This is a genomic window from Sphingomonas trueperi, from assembly GCF_040545665.1.
Taxonomy (GTDB): domain Bacteria; phylum Pseudomonadota; class Alphaproteobacteria; order Sphingomonadales; family Sphingomonadaceae; genus Sphingomonas; species Sphingomonas trueperi_B.
Map to the genome: position 1 here is coordinate 397,926 of NZ_JBEPMH010000002.1, position 17,994 is coordinate 415,919.

The following is a 17,994-nucleotide window of genomic DNA, read 5'->3' on the forward strand; positions in this document are numbered from 1 at the left end:
CACCATTGCCCACCCCCTCCGCAACTCCCGGGGTGACGCGCGCGCAACACCCCGCTAAGGGGTCCGGCCATGACCCAGATCACGCCCGAGATCGTGGCCGAGCACGGCCTTTCGCCCGAAGAATATGACCGCGTCCTCAAGGCGCTCGGTCGCGAGCCGAACCTGACCGAGCTCGGCATCTTCTCGGTGATGTGGTCCGAGCATTGCAGCTACAAGTCCAGCCGCATCCACCTGAAGAAGCTGCCCACCACCGGCCCGCAGGTGATCTGCGGCCCCGGCGAGAATGCCGGCGTGGTCGATATCGGCGACGGCCAGGCAGCGATCTTCAAGATGGAGAGCCACAACCACCCGAGCTACATCGAGCCCTATCAGGGTGCTGCGACCGGCGTAGGCGGCATCCTGCGCGACGTGTTCACCATGGGCGCGCGCCCGATCGCCAACATGAACGCGCTGCGCTTCGGCCGGCCCGACCATCCCAAGATGAAGCACCTGATCGCCGGCGTCGTCCATGGCATCGGCGGCTATGGCAATTGCGTCGGCGTGCCGACGGTGGGCGGCGAGGTGAACTTCCACCCGGCCTATGACGGCAACATCCTGGTCAACGCGATGACCGTCGGCATCGCCGATACCGACAAGATCTTCTATTCGGCGGCCTCGGGGGTCGGCAATTCGATCGTCTATGTCGGCTCCAAGACCGGCCGCGACGGCATCCACGGCGCGACCATGGCCTCGGCCGATTTCGGCGAGGATTCGGAAGAGAAGCGCCCCACCGTCCAGGTCGGCGATCCCTTCACCGAGAAGCTGCTGATCGAAGCCTGCCTCGAGCTCATGGCCTCGGACGCGATCGTCGCGATCCAGGACATGGGCGCCGCCGGCCTCACCTCCTCCAGCGTCGAGATGGCGTCCAAGGGCGGCGTCGGCATCGAGCTGATCATGGACGACGTGCCCCAGCGCGAAACCGGCATGACGCCGTACGAGATGATGCTCTCCGAGTCGCAGGAGCGCATGCTGATGGTGCTCAAGCCCGGCCGCGAGGATTTCGCCCAGGCGATCTTCCGCAAATGGGAGCTCGATTTCGCGGTGATCGGCCATGTGACGGATACCGGCCGCATGGTGCTCAAGTGGAAGGGCGATGTCGTGTGTGACATCCCGCTCGCCCCGCTGGCCGACGACGCCCCCCTCTACGATCGCCCGCACGTGCCGACGCCGAAGCCGGCCGAGCTGCAGAACGTGCCGGAATGCACCGATCCCGCCGCCGATCTCGTCAAGCTGATGGGTTCGCCGGACATCGCCAGCCGCCGCTGGATCTGGGAACAGTATGACCACATGGTCGGCGGCGACACCGTGCAGCGCCCGGGCGGCGACGCCGCGGTCGTACGCGTCCACGGCACCGACAAGGGCCTGGCGATCACCACCGATTGCACCCCGCGCTATTGCTTCGCGGACCCGGTCGAGGGCGGCAAGCAGGCGATCGCGGAAGCATGGCGCAACCTCTCGTCGGTGGGCGCGACCCCGCTGGCGGTGACCAACTGCCTCAACTTCGCCAACCCGCAGCGCCCGGAGATCATGGGCCAGATCGTCGGCGCGCTCGAAGGCATGAGCGAGGCGTGCCGCGCGCTCGACTTCCCGATCGTCTCGGGCAATGTCAGCCTCTACAACGAGAGCAAGGCCACCGGCGGCGGCTCGGCGATCCTGCCGACCCCGGCGATCGGCGCGATCGGCCTGCTCAAGGACTGGCAGAAGAACTGCACCATCGCCTTCAAGGGCACCGGCGACGTGATCATCGCGGTCGGCGAGCGCGGCGGCCATCTCGGCCAGTCGATCTGGCTGCGCGAGATCTGCGGCCGCGAGGAAGGCCCGCCCCCGCCGGTCGACCTGATGATGGAGCGCCGCACCGGCGCGTTCATCCGCTCGGCGATCTGCGGCGGCGCGATCACCGCCTGCCATGACGTGTCCGACGGCGGCCTCGCGGTCGCGGTGGCCGAGATGGCGCTGGCCTCCAACATCGGCGCGATCCTCGACCAGCCCCAGCCCTTCGGCGTCGCCGGCAGCTGGTTCGGCGAGGACCAGGGCCTGTACGTCGTGACCGTGAAGGACGAGGCGCTGGCCGACTTCCTGGTCGCCGCCGACAAGGCCGGGCTCGCCGCCGACCCGATCGGCCGCACCATCGCCAACCGCATCATCTTCGAGCTGGAGGAAGGCGATTTCTGCGTGAGCCTCGCCGACCTCCGCAAGGCGCATGAGGGCTTCTTCCCGGCGCTGATGGGCACGGCGGAAGCGGTGAGCGAAGAGAACGCGATCTAAGCACACTTAAGCCTCTCCCCCTCGGGGGAGGGGTTGGGGTGGGGCAGTGTCTCACCGAGACCAACAGAGGTTCTGGAATCCCTCCACCCCCAAACCCAGTATCAGGTGAACCGCGCCCCGCGCGGTTCAGGTCATGCCGGGGGCATGACCGACCTGATACTCCAAGGAGGAGGGGCTAAGAAGTGTGCACGCCACCCACGCCTTGCACCAGCCGCACACAATCGCGCCGCAACCCCCAAATGGGGGGCGGCGCCTTGCTCGCCTTGGGCTGGTGACAGCGTAATCAACGCGGCATCCTTCGCCCATGTCGGATTTCGGGGATCGGGCCAGGGGCGGCGGGAGCGTCGCCTTGTCGGGCGGGACGCAGCTGGGCGCCGGGCTGGACGGCACCCGCCTGCGTGCGCTGGCCGCGTCGCTGCTCGCGCTCGGCATCTTCTGGATCGACAGCTTCACCAGCTTCCACAGCGCGATCGCGACGCTCTACGCAGTCGTGCTGCTGCTCGCGGGCGCGCGGCTCGATCGGCGCCAGCTGATCGGCTGGAGCCTCGCCTGCGCCGCGCTCACCCTGACGAGCTTCGTCATCGTCCACCGCGATGCGCCCACCACCGAAGCCGCGCTGCGGCTGGTGGTGAGCCTCGCCGCCAACGCCGTCACCACCGCGCTGCTGCTCCACCGCATCGTGCTCGACCAGCGCGTCGCGCGCGAGGAGCGCCGCTACGCGACGATGACCGACACGCTCGCGATCGCCATCTGGGAACATGATTTCAGCTGCGTCGATGCCGCCATCCAGGGCCTGCGCGCGAGCGGCGTCAGCGATCTGCGCGCCTATCTGCGCGCGCATCCCGAATTCGTCGCCCAGCTCCGCCGCCAGGTGCGCATCACCGACGTGAACCAGACCGCGCTCGACATGATGGGCGTGCCGAGCAAGGCAGCCTTCTTCCGCAGGCTCGGCGACTTCCTGCCCGAAACCGACGCCAGCTTCGCCGACTGCATCGTCGCGATCGACGAGCGGCGGCCGATGTTCCAGGCCGAGACCCAGGTGCTCGCCGCCGACGGCAGCCCCATCGACATCATCGTCGCGTTCAGCCTGGCCCCCGGCACCTGCCTGGCGCACGTGCCCGGCAGCATCCTCGACATCCGCCAGCGCAAGCGGCTGGAGACCACCGTCGAGCGCACCCGCATCGAGCTGGAGCGCGTCCAGCGCACCGCGGCGATCGGCGCGATGTCCGCCTCGATCGCGCACGAAATCAACCAGCCGATCTCCGCGGTGCAAAGCTACGCCGATTCCGCCGCGCGCTGGCTCGCCCGCCCCGAGCCGGACCTGGCCGAGGTGCGGCTGTCGCTGGCCGGGCTCAACCAGGCGGTGGCGAACGTCCATGCGGTGATCCAGCGCGTACGCTCGCTGGTCGGCGGGTCGCAGGGCGAGATGCGGCCGCTGCCGCTGGGCAGCCTCGTCGCCGACACGCTGGCCATCGCCGCACGCGATCTTGACGCCCATGGCGCGCGGATCCATGTCGCGCCGCTGGGCGAGCCGACGGTGGTCGGCGACCGGATCCTGCTCAAGCATTTGCTGCTCAACCTGATCACCAACGCGCTGCAGGCGATGGAGGCCGCGGGGATCGCCGACAAGCGAATGGACCTTACGCTCCACGCCAATGACGACCATGTCCTGCTGCTGCTCCGCGACTACGGCCCTGGCCTTTCCGACGCCATTGCCGAGCCGTTCGACACCTTCGCCACCACCAAGCCCGGCGGCATGGGGCTCGGCCTGTCGATCTGCCGCTCGATCGTGGAGCTGCACGACGGCCGCATCGCGCTGAGCAACCACCCCGATGGCGGCGCGCTGGCGGCGATCGAGCTGCCGCTGGCGGCCTGAGCGATCAGCCCAGCGCCCGCTCCAGCGCGCCGGAAAGCAGATCGGGATCGACCGGTTTGTCGAGCAGCGCGACCAGGTCCAGCGTGGCGGCACGCGCGCGCAGTTCGGGGGTGGGATAGGCGGTCATCAGGATCACCGGCACCGTCGATCCGCGCTCGCGCAGCCGCTGGCGCAGTTCCAGCCCCGATCGGCCGGGCATCTGGAGGTCGGTGAGCACGCAGTCCGCGGCATCATCGCCGGTATCGAGATAGGCGTCGGCCGAGGGGTAGATCGCGGTGCGATAGCCGAAGGAGCGGATCAGGCTCGCCGCCGCGTCGCGCACCAAGGCATCGTCATCCACCACGGCAACCAGGCTGTCCGGCACGCACTACGCTCCCACGTCGCCGGGTCATCCGGGACTGGCTACAAAGCTAGGGTGCGTTGCCGCGTCTGTAAGCTATACGCTTGGTTATTCGGGAAACTACGCATTCCCATCGGAGGACGCCAGCGCCTCGGCGGCGCGGACCAGATCGGGCACGGTGCGCAGCCCCATCTTGCGCATCAGGCTGGCGCGGTGAAGCTTCACGGTGATCTCGGCAATGCCCAGCTCGCCGGCGATCTGCTTGTTGAGCAAGCCCCGCACCACGCCTTCCATCACCTGCCGCTCGCGCGCGGTGAGCGTGGCGAAGCGCTGGCGGACGCCTTCGCTTTCCTGCGCAGCGCTGCGCCGCTCGGCAGCGCGGGCGAGCCCGGCATTGACCGCATCGAGCATGTCCTGATCGCGGAACGGCTTGGTGAGGAAATCCACCGCCCCGCCCTTCATCGCCTTGACCGACATCGGGATGTCGCCGTGGCCGGTGAGGAAGATCACCGGCAGATCCACGCCGCGCTCGGCGAGGCGATCGCGACACTCGAATCCGCCCATGTGCGGCATCCGCACGTCGACGACGAGGCAGCACGGCGTCTCCGGCAGGGCTGCGTCGAGAAATTCCTGGGCCGAGCCATAGTTGCGCACCGCGAAGTCGACCGAGCGGAACAGCGAATCGAGCGCCCCGCGCACCAGCGGATCGTCGTCGACGACCAGCACGACGGGCTGCGCTTCGGGCGCGGGAGCGAGGCGGGGCATGGTTGCGATCCTTTCGCAACAGGCGTGGCGCAAGGGGCGCCGGGGAGCAATCCCGGATGGGGTGCGGGGGCGCCCCCCGAATGGGAAGGTCGATCGGTCGCGGGCTGGTGTAGCGCTGCGTTACGACGACAAGCGATGGCCCGCCTGTGCCCCGATAGCGCACGGCGCCTCCTTCACCTTGACTTTAGGGGTTGTTAACCAGTCTTGACTACCCACTGCCACTTCCATGACGAACCTCGGTATTTCAGCATGATATTCACCGTTTCTGAGCGGGTACGAAACGAGTGCCGGCAATATGATGTGGACATCAGGACGGGCGCGAGCTTTGGCAGCGCTGGCCAAACGAGCATTCTCGTTGAATCGCCGATTTGCATCAAACCAGGGCTTTTCGACATCGATGTAGTGGGAGCCTTCACCTATTTTGGCGACCATCAAGCATTCCAAGGTTCGTTCTACCGCGAGGTAAACCTGATCGGGCGCTTTTGCTCGATTGCAGGCCGCGTGGCGATTGGCGCGCAAGAGCACCCGACCGACTGCGTCTCGCCTCATATCCTTTTCGGTGGTGGCTGCGCGTGGAAAGCGGCTGACGAATTTCGAGCCCGCAACGCCGGAACTACCCAGCGACATCTGGCAAAGCAGTGCCACCTGACGGACACGCTTGGCAAAGTGCGTATTGGCAACGATGTCTGGATCGGCGAAGGCGTCTATATCCGCAAGGGCGTGCGCATCGGCGACGGTGCGATCATTGCGTCTCATGCCGTTGTCACCAAGGACGTTCCCCCCTATGCGATTGTCGGTGGTGCCCCGGCCAAGGTCATCCGCTACCGTTTTGCGCCTGATATAGTTTCCGAGCTGCTACGCCTGGAATGGTGGCACTACGGTTTAAGCGCTCTCGAAGGTGTCGACATGACGGACCCCGAGCGTGCCGTAAGAAAGATTGAAGACAACATCGCCCAGGGTACGGCACAGACGTACAAGCCACCCGTTCTACAAATTTCCGCCGACGATCTGCAGGTATTCTACTGGGATCACGAGAGCCAGCGACTGGTAGCTTGATCTTTGTCGCGATAGTAGCCGGTGAGCAACCGCAGATGGTGGAAACCGCTCTTGCGTTGCGCGCGCCAGAAGCTTTTCTCCGAAGCAGGTCATCGATGCGCGCGATGCGGGATGCACGGCACCCCCTGCGCCATCGCGCCTGCCACCGTCCTGAATGAACCCAAATCGGTCGCCGAGCTTTCCGGCGACGTCAGTCCCCCCGCGCCTCGCGGCGCGCTCGGACCGCGGGCGGAACCGGGCGCGGCCCGGCTGCCGGGGGCGGGCTTGCGGCCGGTGGTGGGCTCGGGCGGCTTGGTGCGGCCGCGCTAGGGCGGGCCGCAGGCGGTTGGAACGCCGGACGGGGCGGCGGCGTGCCCGCCCCCTCGGGGCGTGCCTGGCGCATCCAGCCCGGCGACATCCAGCCGCCGCCGCGGCGCGGCCCGGCGTTGGTCGGCGCAGCCGGTGCAGGTGCGGCCGGTGCGGGTGCGGCGGCGGGCGGCGTGCTCGGTCGTGGTGCCCCGGCACCGGGACGATTCCCCGACCAGCCCGGGCGCGGGCCCTGCCAGCCTGGGCGCCCGTCGCCTTCACCGCGCGGCGGACGCGCGGTCCAGCCGTCCGGGCGCGGACGCCCGGCACTCCAGCTCGGAGCACCGGTGACCGGCGGCTGGCCCGGCGTGACCGCGCCGGGCGGCGGCGTGGTCGGTATCGTGCCCGGCGGCGGGGTAGGACGCGTGCCACCTTGCGGGCGGCCGGGCCGATCGGGGCGCTGGCCCGGCAACCCGCCCCACATCCATGGTCGCCCCGGCTTGCCGGTGCCCGGCGGCGGCGCCGGCTGCCCTGCTCCCGGCGCCGGCGCTGCGTGCGGCGGGCGGCCCGGCCGCGGCGGACGATGCTGCCAGTGCTGGCCCAGCCCCGGCGGCGGCGGACCGTTGAAGCCGCCGTTCCGCCAGCGGGCGAAGGCCGCCGCCATCGCCGCGCGACGGGCGCGCTCGGCGGCCCAGCGCTGCTGGTCGGCAAAGGCGAAGTTCGCGCCGCGATATTGCCAGCCCGAATCCCAGCCGGGATCGATGCCGACGAAGAACAGGTTCATGTCGCCCCAGCTGGTGGTGTCCACCGCGTCCCATTGCCGGTCGAGCAGCGCATCGCGCAGCCGCCGCCCACGCTGGTAGAGCCGCTCGCCCTCGTCGATCCAGCGCACGCCCGCGTCGCGCGGCAGCAGCTTGCCGCCGCCGTCATAGACCGCGGCGACATTGCCGTCCTGATAGCCGAAGCTGCGATCGGCCTCGCGCACGAGAAACGGACCGCGTTCGCCCGCGGCGAAGAAATAGGTGCGCGCGCCCTCGGACTGGTCCTCCGCCACCACCCAATAGCCGTCGCGCAATTCCCAGGCGACGGGCGTGCCGCCGTCGAAGCGGAAGCTGTAGTCGGGCGGCGCGTCGCCCAGCGTGTCCCACAGCGCATGGGCGCGGTCGATCCAGCGATAGCTGCTCTCGCCCTCGGCATCGACATCGGCGGAGCCGGCGGTGACGATCGCGCCGTTCTGCGCGGCGGCGGGGTGCGCGGCTCCGCAGAGCAGCGCTGCGCCGAGCATCCAGGGGGTGATCCGGGTCATCGCGTCATCCTGTCCAACATCCTGCCGCCACCATCCGCCGCCTCCGGTGAACAAAGCATGACAATGTGGACAGCTCCGGCAACAATATGAAAAACATCGGATTAACCAAAACTTAGCGTCGCGCGCCGCATAGCCGACTCCATGGTTAATGCGTCTTTCAAAGGATTCGGCATGCGGCGCGCGATCCTGCTTCCGACGATGGTTTCTGCCCTGGCCCTGGTCGGCGCCTGCAGCGGCGGAGGCGGAGGCGGCGGCGGCGGCGTCGCGACCACGCCTGCGGCCCCCCAGCCTACCCCGGACAAGACGCCCACGCCGAGCCCGTCCCCCACCCCCACGCCGGTGCCGACGCCCTCGCCTTCCCCGACGCCCGCCCCGTCTCCGACACCGACACCGACACCGACGCCCACGCCGGGCGTGACGCCAGCACCCACCAATCCGCCGATCAACGCTTCGTTGCTGTCGCTCACCCAGACGGAGAGCTTCGACAACGACGCGACCGGCTACGCGGGGACCTTTTATCCTGATGCACGTGCGTGCGGCTGCCTGGCGGACACGCGTGCCCTCACGATCCGCTTCGACGCGGCCACCGGCGGCTACACCGTCAGCGACGGCGTCAACACCGAGACCTTCCTTCCCGGCGACATGGACGCGTCGCAGTCGAACAGCGTGCTGCGGGTCTATCGCCACGCGAGCGCGACCAGCGACTACACCCTGACGCTCACCCTGCCGGGCACCAGCGGCGCGCTGACCTACCAATATGTCGGCGCCGGCTTCTGGCAGCGCGCGGACATGGCGGCGAGCGGCGAAAGCGCCTTCCGCTTCAACGCCTTCACCTATGGCGTCGAAACGCCCGACGCCGCCCAGCCGCGCACCGGCAACGGCGCCTATGCGGTCGATCTGGTCGGCTCGCTCGGCTATGGCGTGCTCGAAAGCCTGGTCGGCAGCGGCACGCTCCAGGTCGATTTCGCCACCGGCAAGGTCGTCACCAGCGGCGAGGTGCGCGAGGTCTCCACCACCACCGGCGCGACCATCACCAGCTCGGCCTTTCTCGGGCTCGCCCAGATGGCGGCGAGCAGCAACGCCTTTGCCGGGATCTTCGCCTTTTCCGGCGGCGAGCTCGCCGGCACGCTCGACGGGCGCTTCTACGGCCCCGCCGCGCAGGAAGTCGGCGCCGCATGGAGCGCGGCCAATGCCGATGGCCGTGCCGCCGCGGGCGTGCTGATCGGCCGCCAGTCGGGCGCGCAGACCGGCAATGCCAGCCTCGCCAGCCTTACCGCCAGCCAGATCTTCACCGGCGAGGCGGCGACGCTGACCGCGCGCTACGGCGATACCACCGGCGAACTCACCGCCCCCAGCGCCGCCGCGCAGCCGGTTACGGTGAGCTACGACGCCGCCTCGGGCAATTATGTGGTGATCTCGGGCGCGCGCACCGGCCTGTTCCCAGCCAATCCCACGGCCGGCGCGCCGGACCAGCTGACGCTCGATGCGCTGGGCGGCATGCGCTATGTCCGCGCCGCCCGCTGGGCGACGACCAGCAGCAGCAACGGCATCACCAGCAGCGTGACCGACGCCTTCACCTTCGGCATGGCGACCGCCGCCGGCAGCGTGCCGCGCACCGGATCGGCGAGCTATGCCGTGCGGCTGGCAGGCGCGCTCGCCGACGCCAGCAAGCCGGGGCCGTTCGCGGTGACCGGCAGCGGCACGCTCACCGCCGATTTCGCCAGCGGCGCGATCGCGACCAGCGGCACCGCTACCGCCAGCTTCACCGATGCGGCCAACGCGACCACCAGCACCGCCGGCAGCTTCAGCGGATCGGCGACGCTGTCGAGCAGCGCCAACAGCTTCACCGGCAGCCTCAACCTCGCGCTGTTCGCGGGTTACAACGGCGCGCTGACCGGCCATTTCTATGGCCCCGCGGCCGACGAGGTCGGTGCCGCCGCCGGGCTCACCGATGCGGATGGCGAGGCCGCCGCGATCAGCCTGGTCGGCGCCAAGAGCGGCAGCACGCTCGCCGCGGGCCGAACCCTCGCCACGCCGGACGTCGCTGGCGATGCCGCCGGCGGCTACAGCGTGACCGGCCTGCCCGGCCTGTCTGAGACGCTGGTGCTGCTCACCGCCGCCGATCGCGAGGCGATCACCAGCGACGCGGGCTTCGACGTCTATCGCAAGACGCTGGCCGCCGGCACCGTCCAGGCGCGGATCTACGATGCCGGCAAGGGCCCGCTCGCGCTCAGCTATACCAGCTTCGCCGAGCTTGCCTATCTCGCCAGCGACGCCGCGGCGGGCAGCGATCCGCTGCGCTGGTACTTGCCCTTCGGCCAGCGCACCACGGCGGACCAGATGCCGCGCACCGGCACTGCCAGCTATGCCGGGCAGGTGTTCGGAACCGGCACGGTGGGCGCCGCCGCCTACACGCTGGGCGGCACGAGCAGCTTCGCGGTCGACTTCGCCCGGGCGAGCGCCAGCGGCAACCTCGCCATCACCGGCAGCGGCGCGACCGGCACGCGCGACTTCGGCAGCTTCGGCTTCGCGGGCACGGGCATCTCGGCCAACGGCTTCACCGGCGCGCTCAGCGGCGCTGGCGGTTCCGGCAGCCTCACCGGCTGGTTCTTCGGCCCGCAGGCGCAGGAGATCGGCGCGCGGTTCGAGACGAGCGGCACGCTCCCGAACGGCGACAAGGCGGTTCTCCACGGCGCGACGCTGGCCAAGAAGGCGCCGTGACCGCACGCATCGCCCTTCCCGTGGCGCTGGCCCTGCTCGCGCCGTTTCCCGCCCTCGCCCAGGCTACCGAGCAACGCCAGGTCTCGGCGGTGGAGTTGTTCGCGCTCGCCGCCCAGGCAGAGGTCGCGGGCCGCGGGCAAGAGGCGGAGACGATGTACCGCGCTCTCGCCAAGGATCCCGATTCCGAGGTCCGCGCCGAGGCCCGCTTCCGCCTGGGCCAGCTGCTCGAGCGGCTGGGCCGCAGGCGCGAGGCGGCGACCATCTATCGTGCGCTGCTCGACGAGAAGCCCGGTGCTGCGCGCGTTCGGCTGGAACTCGCCCGGCTGCTCACCCAGCTCGGCGACGAGGGCGCTGCCCGGCGCGAGCTGCGCCAGGCACAGGCGGGCGGGCTGCCGCCACAGGTCGCGCAGATCGTCGACCAGTTCGCCGCGGCGCTGCGCTCGCGCAAGCCCTGGGGCGCCAGCCTCGAAGTCGCGCTGGTGCCCGACAGCAACGTCAACCGCGCCACCGATGCGGCGACGCTCGATACCGTGCTCGCCCCGCTCCAGCTCTCGCGCGACGCCCGCGAGCAATCGGGGGTCGGCGCGCATGCCGGCGGCCAGCTCTATGCGCGCGTGCCGATCGCGACCAACCTGTCGCTGGTCCCGCGCGTCTCGGGCCAGGGCGATTTCTACCGCCAAGGCCGCTTCAACGACGTCTCCGCCTCGGGGCTGGTCGGGCTGGAGTGGAGCCTCGGCCGCGATCGCCTGCGCCCTTCGGTCGGCGGCACCCAGCGCTGGTATGGCGGCAGCCCCTATGCCCGCACCGCCACCGCCGCGATCGACTGGCAGCATCCGCTCGGCACCAAGGCGCAGCTGACCACCAGCGCGACGATCGCCGACACCAAATATCGCGGCAATCCCCTGCAGGACGGCCTGCTGCTCAACGGCAGCGTCACCTATGAGCGCGCGTTCAGCGCCCGCGCCGGCGGCAGCATCACCGTCTCCGCCACCCGCCAGAGTGCCGAGGATCCCGGCTATGCGACGGCCTCGGGCGCGGGCAGCCTGCTCGCCTGGCGCGAGTTCGGCCGCACCACCGTCTATGCGACGGCGGGGCTGCGCCGGCTGGAGGGCGATGCGCGGCTGTTCCTGTTCCCCGAGCGCCGCAAGGACTGGAACATCAGCCTCGGTGCCGGCGCGACCTTCCGCCGCCTGCAGATCCACGGCTTCGCGCCGCTGATCCGGCTCGACTGGGAGCGGAACAGCTCCACGGTCGGCATCTACGACTTCACCCGCAAGGCGGCGACGATCGGGCTCACCCGGGCGTTCTGAAACCGCTTCTGAGTATGCCTGGAAGACCGACTGCAGTGAGCACGCTCGAATTGGATCGGCTATCCCAACCGGGTCAATAATTTTACCAACGCGACCTGACTGTTGGTGCCCGACTTCTCGAACAGGGATGCGAGTTGCACCCTGGCTGTCGCGTAGGAGATGCCAAGCTTCTCCGCAGTGGCGCGCAGGCCGCCTTCTTCGGCCAGCAACGCAGCGGCAAGTCGCGTTTCCGCCCGGGTAAACTGGAACAGCGCTTCCCAATCCGCCTGCATCGAGGGGGGCCGCACGTCCCGATCCAGCAGGCGCATCAGCAGCGCCGGCCGGGCGATGCCGGTTCGGTGCGCGCCGACCGGCAGGCGCGAGATCACTGCCAATAGATCGCTGCCGAACCGTCGCAGCGCCACCGATACCGTCGCGCGGGTAGCGTTCGCATCCAGCATTGCGGCGATCGCGCGATCCAGCGCGATGTCGCTGGCCCGGTCCGCCGCATGCAGTCTGCCGTTTCGGCAGCCCAGCCCGTCGGCTCGTCGCAGGATGGCCTCGGCGCTGGGGCTGCACCCCATGAACTCTCCCCGCTGCCCCAGAACGATCACTGCGTCCGGGCCGCTTAGATCCGGCGGACGCGCCGCGAGCCGCGCCGCTTCGGCCATGTGATCGGTCAACATCGCCAGGAGTCGGGTTTCCTGCACGTTCAGCGGGCCGTGATCCTCGTCGCGATGCAGCGACAGTCCGAAGCGATGGCGTTCTCTGCCGCTATAATGAAGTTGCCAGAAGCTGCTGCTCAGCCAGTCCCGGTTCCAGCGCACATAGGCATGCTCCCGATACGCTTCGGGACTGGCGATCACCCGCGAGTCGAACATTCCCCCCGCGGGATTGGCTGCTGCGAAGCGATTGGTCGGATCGTTTCGCCAATGGTGGGTGGCATAGGCCTGCATTCCGTCCAGGAACCTGCTGTTGGGCACCTGGTGGAAAGACTGATCGAACGGGTGCTTGCCCGCTTCGTCGAAGGGCGCGACGAGAATCCATTTCGCGGAAAGTCGTGAACAGACCTGCGCCAGCGCCGCGTTCCAACGCTCCGGGCTGTCGACGCCCTGATAGAATTTCAGGATCAGCTTGGAGATATCCTCGTGGATCAACCCTCGTCCCCCCGAAGAAGCGCGATCGCCAGCGGCCTATCTTAGTGAAAACCCCGCCCTGCTCCGGCGCTTGGTATAGTCCAATTGGCGTATGCGCGAAATACAGGACGCCATTATTGCTTCCGCACCTTGATTGAGGGGGCGAGCGCACGCGGGTATCTGGTGTCCACCTGGGCCGATCCCGCAGAATTAGCCGTATCGAAATGCACGATCGATCCGGCGTAACGCCCAGCCTCCGCAGGAACTCTCCGTGTCGTCTCGTCCTGACGGTCCGGCAGGGAGTGCGAGTGCCGCGTAGCATATGTTCAGCCCCTTCGGTTGCGCCCAGGGAGCGGGCGCCCCGCAACCCGGGGTCTGGAACTGCCGACAGGATGAATCTCGTGCGAGGTGCCCGGCCCGCCACTAAGCTCAAGGAGGGAATGATGAAGCGCTTTATGACAGCGGTCGGCGCCACCGCAGCCCTGATGGCGGGTGGTTGCAGCATGATCGTCAAGGAAACGCGACACAGCGGCGGCTATCCGGGCCACCTGCTGGACCAGCGGACGTTCGATGCCTCCTACTCGAAAAGGCTGCAGCTTTTCCGAGCGACGCTGATCCTGGCCATGGCGGCGGACATGGGCCGAACAACGGTGAGCGGGCAGGATGCCGATGGCTTCGCGCAACTGCTCTCGGCCGCCGCAAGCGAGATCAACTATGCCGCGGCGGACCTGTTCGCAAACGAAGCTGGAGGGTCAGTATGCAGCACCGTCAACGCACTGCCCCCCGGTGATCTGAAGAACGACATCGGATGTGCCGGCTTCTACGAGAATTTCGAGAGCAACCTGCCGCTGATCGAAGCGCGCATCATCAAGGTGATGCTGGCCGCGCTGCCGACGGCCAAGGTCCGCAAATTCCTGGAAGATGCGAAGGGCGGCAACGTCATGGGCGCGGCCTGGTCCGCATTGGGAGCAATGTCGGAGGCGGTAAGCGGACTCCATGTCAGCTTCGCGCGTTACCGCACCGGCATCGAGATCGTCGCGGCAAGCCTTGCCCAGTGCAAGGGCGGCGGCACCTTCGACGCCAAGGAACAGACTGTTGTCGACGCAGCGGCTTGCCTTGGTCTCTCGCCGCACGACCTTTTCAGCCCCGGCGCGCTCCACGGCAGAAATCTGGCAAAGGGCACGGTGCAACCGAGAGCGTTTCTGGTGGTGATGCGCGGCATCGCCGCTGACTGCGTGGCGCTGAACTTCAGCGGAAAGGGCACCGACCTTGTCGCGAGTCAGAACATCCGGAAGCGCGCGTGCAACACCATCGGCTTCGCACCCAAGCCACGTCCCTACAGATTCCGGCCCGAAACGGATATCCTTGTCGAGGATGCGCCGCTCGAACACGGTTCGACCCCGCTTGCAGATGCAAACTGAGCGACCGCTGATGTGTTGTCCGCCACGCCGCCGTGCATGCGAAACCGCGCGTGAAGCGTCGAGAAAGGCTTAGGGCAAGGACATACCGAATGCCCAAAAGAACAGCGGGCGGGCACGTCCAGCCCCCCCGGTCTGGACCTGCCCGCCCGCATGGGCGCCGCGCTTCCCCCGAATTGCGGCGCCTTGGGAGACCTGGCGCGCCGTGGGCCCTGGGCTCCGGCGCTGCGGTGCTTCTGCCACGCTGCGGACATGCCGCCTGTGACGAACGTCACGCTCCAGCAATGAATCCTGCGTCGTCGATGCCGGATGCGATCGAAAAAGGGCGCGCGCCGCCGTCGACGGGGTGTATTCCCATGGAGAGCCTGCCGGATGTCGCGGGTGGACCGCAGGGGCAGGTGGCGAAGCGGGGGCGGCATTCCTATCTGGGCTCTGGAAAACCATTCAGAACAAAGATAGAACCCTCCTCTATGGCACTCACCACGATCTCCGTCCGCGGCGCGCGCGAGCATAATCTCAAGGGCGTCGACATCGACATTCCCCGCGACACGCTGACGGTGATCACCGGGCTGTCGGGGTCGGGCAAGTCGAGCCTCGCCTTCGACACCATCTATGCCGAGGGGCAGCGCCGCTATGTCGAGTCGCTCTCGGCCTATGCGCGCCAGTTCCTCGAGCTGATGCAGAAGCCCAATGTGGAGCATATCGAGGGCCTCAGCCCTGCCATATCAATCGAGCAGAAGACCACCAGCCGCAACCCGCGCTCGACGGTGGCGACGGTTACCGAGATCTATGATTACATGCGCCTGCTGTGGGCGCGGGTGGGCGTACCCTATTCGCCCGCCACCGGGCTGCCGATCAGCGCGCAGACGGTGAGCCAGATGGTCGACCGCGTGCTGGCGCTGCCCGAGGGCACCCGGCTGCTGCTGCTCGCCCCCGTCGTGCGCGGGCGCAAGGGCGAGTATCGCAAGGAGCTCGCCGAGTGGCAGAAGGCGGGCTTCAGCCGCGTCCGCATCGACGGCGAGATGTACCTGATCGAGGAAGCCCCGGCGCTCGACAAGAAGTTCAAGCACGACATCGAGGTGGTGGTCGATCGCCTTGTGGTGCGCGACGATATCGGCACGCGGCTGGCGGAAAGCTTCGAGACCGCGCTCAAGCTGGCCGAGGGGCTGGCCTATGTCGACCTGGTGGATACCACGGTGGAGGCGCTGCAGGGCACGGGCGCGGCTGTCCGGGAGGCACCCCAGACGTTCGCAGCAGAAGGACAGGACGGGCCCCACCCCAACCCCTCCCCTGAAGGGGAGGGGCTCAAGAAGCAGAAGGGGATGAAAAACACCGGGATTCCCGACAACCGCATCGTCTTCTCCGAGAAGTTCGCCTGCCCGGTCTCCGGCTTCACCATCCCCGAGATCGAGCCGCGGCTGTTCTCGTTCAACGCCCCCCAGGGCGCCTGCCCGGCATGCGACGGCCTCGGCGAGAAGCTCGAGTTCGACGAGGACCTCGTCGTCCCCAACCATGATCTCAGCATCAAGAAGGGCGCGGTGGTGCCCTGGGCCAAATCCAACCCGCCCTCGCCCTATTACATGCAGGTGCTGGGCAGCCTCGCCCGCGAATTCGGCTTCAAGCTCGACACCCCCTGGGGCGAGCTGCCCGCCGAGGTGCAGCGCATCATCCTCCACGGCACCGGCGGCAAGCCGGTCACCCTCACCTTCATCGACGGCCGCAAGAGCTACGACGTCAAGAAGCCGTTCGAGGGCGTGATCGGCAACCTCAACCGCCGCATGCTGCAGACCGAAAGCGCCTGGATGCGCGAGGAGCTGGGCAAGTACCAGGCCTCCCACCCCTGCGAGGTCTGCGGCGGCGCGCGCCTCAAGCCCGAGGCGCTGGCGGTGAAGGTCGCCGGGCAGGACATCGCCTATGCCACCCATCTCTCGGTGGTCGACGCGCTCGGCTTCTTCCAGACGCTGCCCGCCACCTTCACGCCGCAGCAGCGCGAGATCGCCCGCGCGATCCTCAAGGAAATCGACGAGCGGCTCGGCTTCCTCAACAATGTCGGGCTCGACTATCTCAACCTCGACCGCACCTCGGGCACCTTGTCCGGCGGCGAGAGCCAGCGCATCCGCCTCGCCAGCCAGATCGGCAGCGGGCTGTCGGGCGTGCTCTACGTGCTCGACGAGCCCTCGATCGGCCTGCACCAGCGCGACAACGACATGCTGCTCGCCACCCTCAAGCGGCTGCGCGACCTCGGCAACACCGTGCTCGTCGTCGAGCATGACGAGGATGCGATCCGCACCGCCGACTATGTGATCGACATGGGGCCGGGCGCCGGCGTCCATGGCGGCGAGATCGTCGCCAAGGGCACGCTCGACGAGGTGCTCGCCACCGAGGGCAGCGTCACCGCCGACTATCTCAACGGCACCCGCGAAGTGCCGCTGCCCGCCAAGCGCCGCAAGGGCAACGGCAAGAAGATCACGGTGCACAACGCCGTCGCCAACAACCTCAAGGGCGTGACGGCGAGCATCCCGCTCGGCACCTTCACCTGCATCACCGGCGTCTCGGGCTCGGGCAAGTCCAGCTTCACGCTCGACACGCTCTACGCCTCGGCGGCGCGCCAGCTCAACGGCGCGCGCGTGCTCGCCGGCAAGCACGACAAGATCACGGGCCTTGAGAACTGCGACAAGGTGATCGACATCGACCAGTCGCCGATCGGCCGCACCCCGCGCTCGAACCCGGCGACCTATACCGGCGCCTTCACCAACATCCGCGACTGGTTCGCCGGCCTCCCCGAAGCGCAGGCGCGCGGCTACAAGCCCGGCCGGTTCAGCTTCAACGTCAAGGGCGGCCGGTGCGAGGCGTGCCAGGGCGACGGCGTGCTCAAGATCGAGATGCACTTCCTCCCCGACGTCTATGTCACCTGCGACGTGTGCCACGGCGCGCGCTACAATCGCGAGACGCTGGAGGTGAAGTTCAAGGGCAAGTCGATTGCCGACGTGCTCGACATGACGGTGGAAGACGCGGTCGAGTTCTTCAAGGCCGTGCCCCCGATCCGCGACCGCATGGCGATGCTCGCCGAAGTGGGCCTCGGCTATGTGAAGGTGGGCCAGCAGGCGACGACGCTGTCGGGCGGCGAGGCGCAGCGGGTGAAGCTCGCCAAGGAACTGGCGCGCCGCGCCACCGGGCAGACGCTGTACATCCTCGACGAACCCACCACGGGCCTGCACTTCGAGGACGTGCGGAAGCTATTGGAAGTGCTCCACGCGCTGGTGGAGCAGGGCAACACGGTCGTGGTGATCGAGCACAATCTCGACGTCATCAAGACCGCCGACTGGATCCTCGACCTGGGGCCCGAAGGCGGCGTGAAGGGCGGCGAGATCGTCGCCGAAGGCACGCCGGAGCAGGTGGCGAAGGTGGCGGGCAGCTATACCGGGCGGTATCTGGCGCCGTTGCTCAAGCCGCGGAAGGTGAAGGCGGGGAAGGTGGCGGCGGAGTGATCCGCCGCCG

The 17,994-nt window shown here is 68.4% G+C and carries 11 protein-coding genes; 7 read left to right on the top strand and 4 right to left on the bottom strand.

Going from position 1 to position 17,994, the window contains the following annotated elements:
- Positions 1-69: 69 nt before the first annotated feature.
- Both purL and ABIC65_RS09160 read left to right on the top strand, forming a co-directional pair.
- Entirely contained in the window at positions 70-2,304 is a 2,235-nt protein-coding gene (purL, locus tag ABIC65_RS09155) for a phosphoribosylformylglycinamidine synthase subunit PurL (protein WP_354308222.1), read from the top strand.
- Positions 2,305-2,608: 304 nt separating this feature from the next.
- Positions 2,609-4,180: a sensor histidine kinase gene (locus ABIC65_RS09160; RefSeq protein WP_354308223.1), complete on the top strand. Its 1,572-nt coding sequence runs from the start codon at positions 2,609-2,611 to the stop codon at positions 4,178-4,180.
- Between the two features lie 4 nt (positions 4,181-4,184).
- On the opposite strand, the gene ABIC65_RS09165 is transcribed toward ABIC65_RS09160, so the two are convergent.
- Together ABIC65_RS09165 and ABIC65_RS09170 are read right to left on the bottom strand one after the other, a co-directional pair.
- Complete coding sequence (locus ABIC65_RS09165) at positions 4,185-4,544, bottom strand: response regulator transcription factor (protein WP_354308224.1); 360 nt, start codon at positions 4,542-4,544, stop codon at positions 4,185-4,187.
- A gap of 96 nt (positions 4,545-4,640) precedes the next feature.
- The gene (locus ABIC65_RS09170; protein ID WP_354308225.1) at positions 4,641-5,285 is read right to left on the bottom strand and encodes a response regulator transcription factor; all 645 of its coding nucleotides are present in this window, start codon (positions 5,283-5,285) and stop codon (positions 4,641-4,643) included.
- A gap of 249 nt (positions 5,286-5,534) precedes the next feature.
- Here ABIC65_RS09170 and ABIC65_RS09175 point away from each other — a divergent pair, with 249 nt between their 5' ends.
- Positions 5,535-6,341 (top strand): CatB-related O-acetyltransferase, encoded by an 807-nt coding sequence (locus tag ABIC65_RS09175; RefSeq protein ID WP_354308226.1) that lies wholly within the window; start codon positions 5,535-5,537, stop codon positions 6,339-6,341.
- 190 nt (positions 6,342-6,531) lie between these two features.
- Here ABIC65_RS09175 and ABIC65_RS09180 read toward each other — a convergent pair whose 3' ends face one another.
- On the bottom strand, positions 6,532-7,932 hold the full coding sequence (locus ABIC65_RS09180) for a hypothetical protein (RefSeq protein ID WP_354308228.1): 1,401 nt from the start codon (positions 7,930-7,932) through the stop codon (positions 6,532-6,534).
- A 171-nt stretch (positions 7,933-8,103) separates the two neighbouring features.
- On the opposite strand from ABIC65_RS09180, the gene ABIC65_RS09185 reads away from it, so the two are divergent.
- Together ABIC65_RS09185 and ABIC65_RS09190 are read left to right on the top strand one after the other, a co-directional pair.
- A complete protein-coding gene (locus ABIC65_RS09185) occupies positions 8,104-10,653 on the top strand; it encodes a transferrin-binding protein-like solute binding protein (protein WP_354308229.1) in 2,550 nt (849 codons plus the stop codon).
- Complete coding sequence (locus ABIC65_RS09190; protein WP_354308230.1) at positions 10,650-11,963, top strand: surface lipoprotein assembly modifier; 1,314 nt, start codon at positions 10,650-10,652, stop codon at positions 11,961-11,963. Before ABIC65_RS09185 ends, ABIC65_RS09190 begins: the two co-directional genes overlap by 4 nt.
- Positions 11,964-12,022: 59 nt before the next feature.
- On the opposite strand, the gene ABIC65_RS09195 is transcribed toward ABIC65_RS09190, so the two are convergent.
- The gene (locus ABIC65_RS09195; protein WP_354308231.1) at positions 12,023-13,099 is read right to left on the bottom strand and encodes a helix-turn-helix transcriptional regulator; all 1,077 of its coding nucleotides are present in this window, start codon (positions 13,097-13,099) and stop codon (positions 12,023-12,025) included.
- Positions 13,100-13,518: 419 nt separating this feature from the next.
- On the opposite strand from ABIC65_RS09195, the gene ABIC65_RS09200 reads away from it, so the two are divergent.
- Both ABIC65_RS09200 and uvrA read left to right on the top strand, forming a co-directional pair.
- Positions 13,519-14,499 (top strand): hypothetical protein, encoded by a 981-nt coding sequence (locus ABIC65_RS09200; RefSeq protein ID WP_354308233.1) that lies wholly within the window; start codon positions 13,519-13,521, stop codon positions 14,497-14,499.
- A 467-nt stretch (positions 14,500-14,966) separates the two neighbouring features.
- Positions 14,967-17,984, top strand: coding sequence for an excinuclease ABC subunit UvrA (uvrA, locus tag ABIC65_RS09205; protein WP_354308234.1), 3,018 nt, complete (start codon positions 14,967-14,969; stop codon positions 17,982-17,984).
- The last annotated feature ends 10 nt before the right edge of the window (positions 17,985-17,994 follow it).

Coding starts and splice junctions, on each gene's coding strand:
- ABIC65_RS09180 (WP_354308228.1), bottom strand. CDS start 7,932: ATGACCCGGATCACCCCCTGGATGCTCGGCGCAGCGCTGCTCTGCGGA.
- ABIC65_RS09175 (WP_354308226.1), top strand. CDS start 5,535: ATGATATTCACCGTTTCTGAGCGGGTACGAAACGAGTGCCGGCAATAT.
- ABIC65_RS09170 (WP_354308225.1), bottom strand. CDS start 5,285: ATGCCCCGCCTCGCTCCCGCGCCCGAAGCGCAGCCCGTCGTGCTGGTC.
- ABIC65_RS09160 (WP_354308223.1), top strand. CDS start 2,609: ATGTCGGATTTCGGGGATCGGGCCAGGGGCGGCGGGAGCGTCGCCTTG.
- purL (WP_354308222.1), top strand. CDS start 70: ATGACCCAGATCACGCCCGAGATCGTGGCCGAGCACGGCCTTTCGCCC.
- ABIC65_RS09185 (WP_354308229.1), top strand. CDS start 8,104: ATGCGGCGCGCGATCCTGCTTCCGACGATGGTTTCTGCCCTGGCCCTG.
- ABIC65_RS09200 (WP_354308233.1), top strand. CDS start 13,519: ATGATGAAGCGCTTTATGACAGCGGTCGGCGCCACCGCAGCCCTGATG.
- uvrA (WP_354308234.1), top strand. CDS start 14,967: ATGGCACTCACCACGATCTCCGTCCGCGGCGCGCGCGAGCATAATCTC.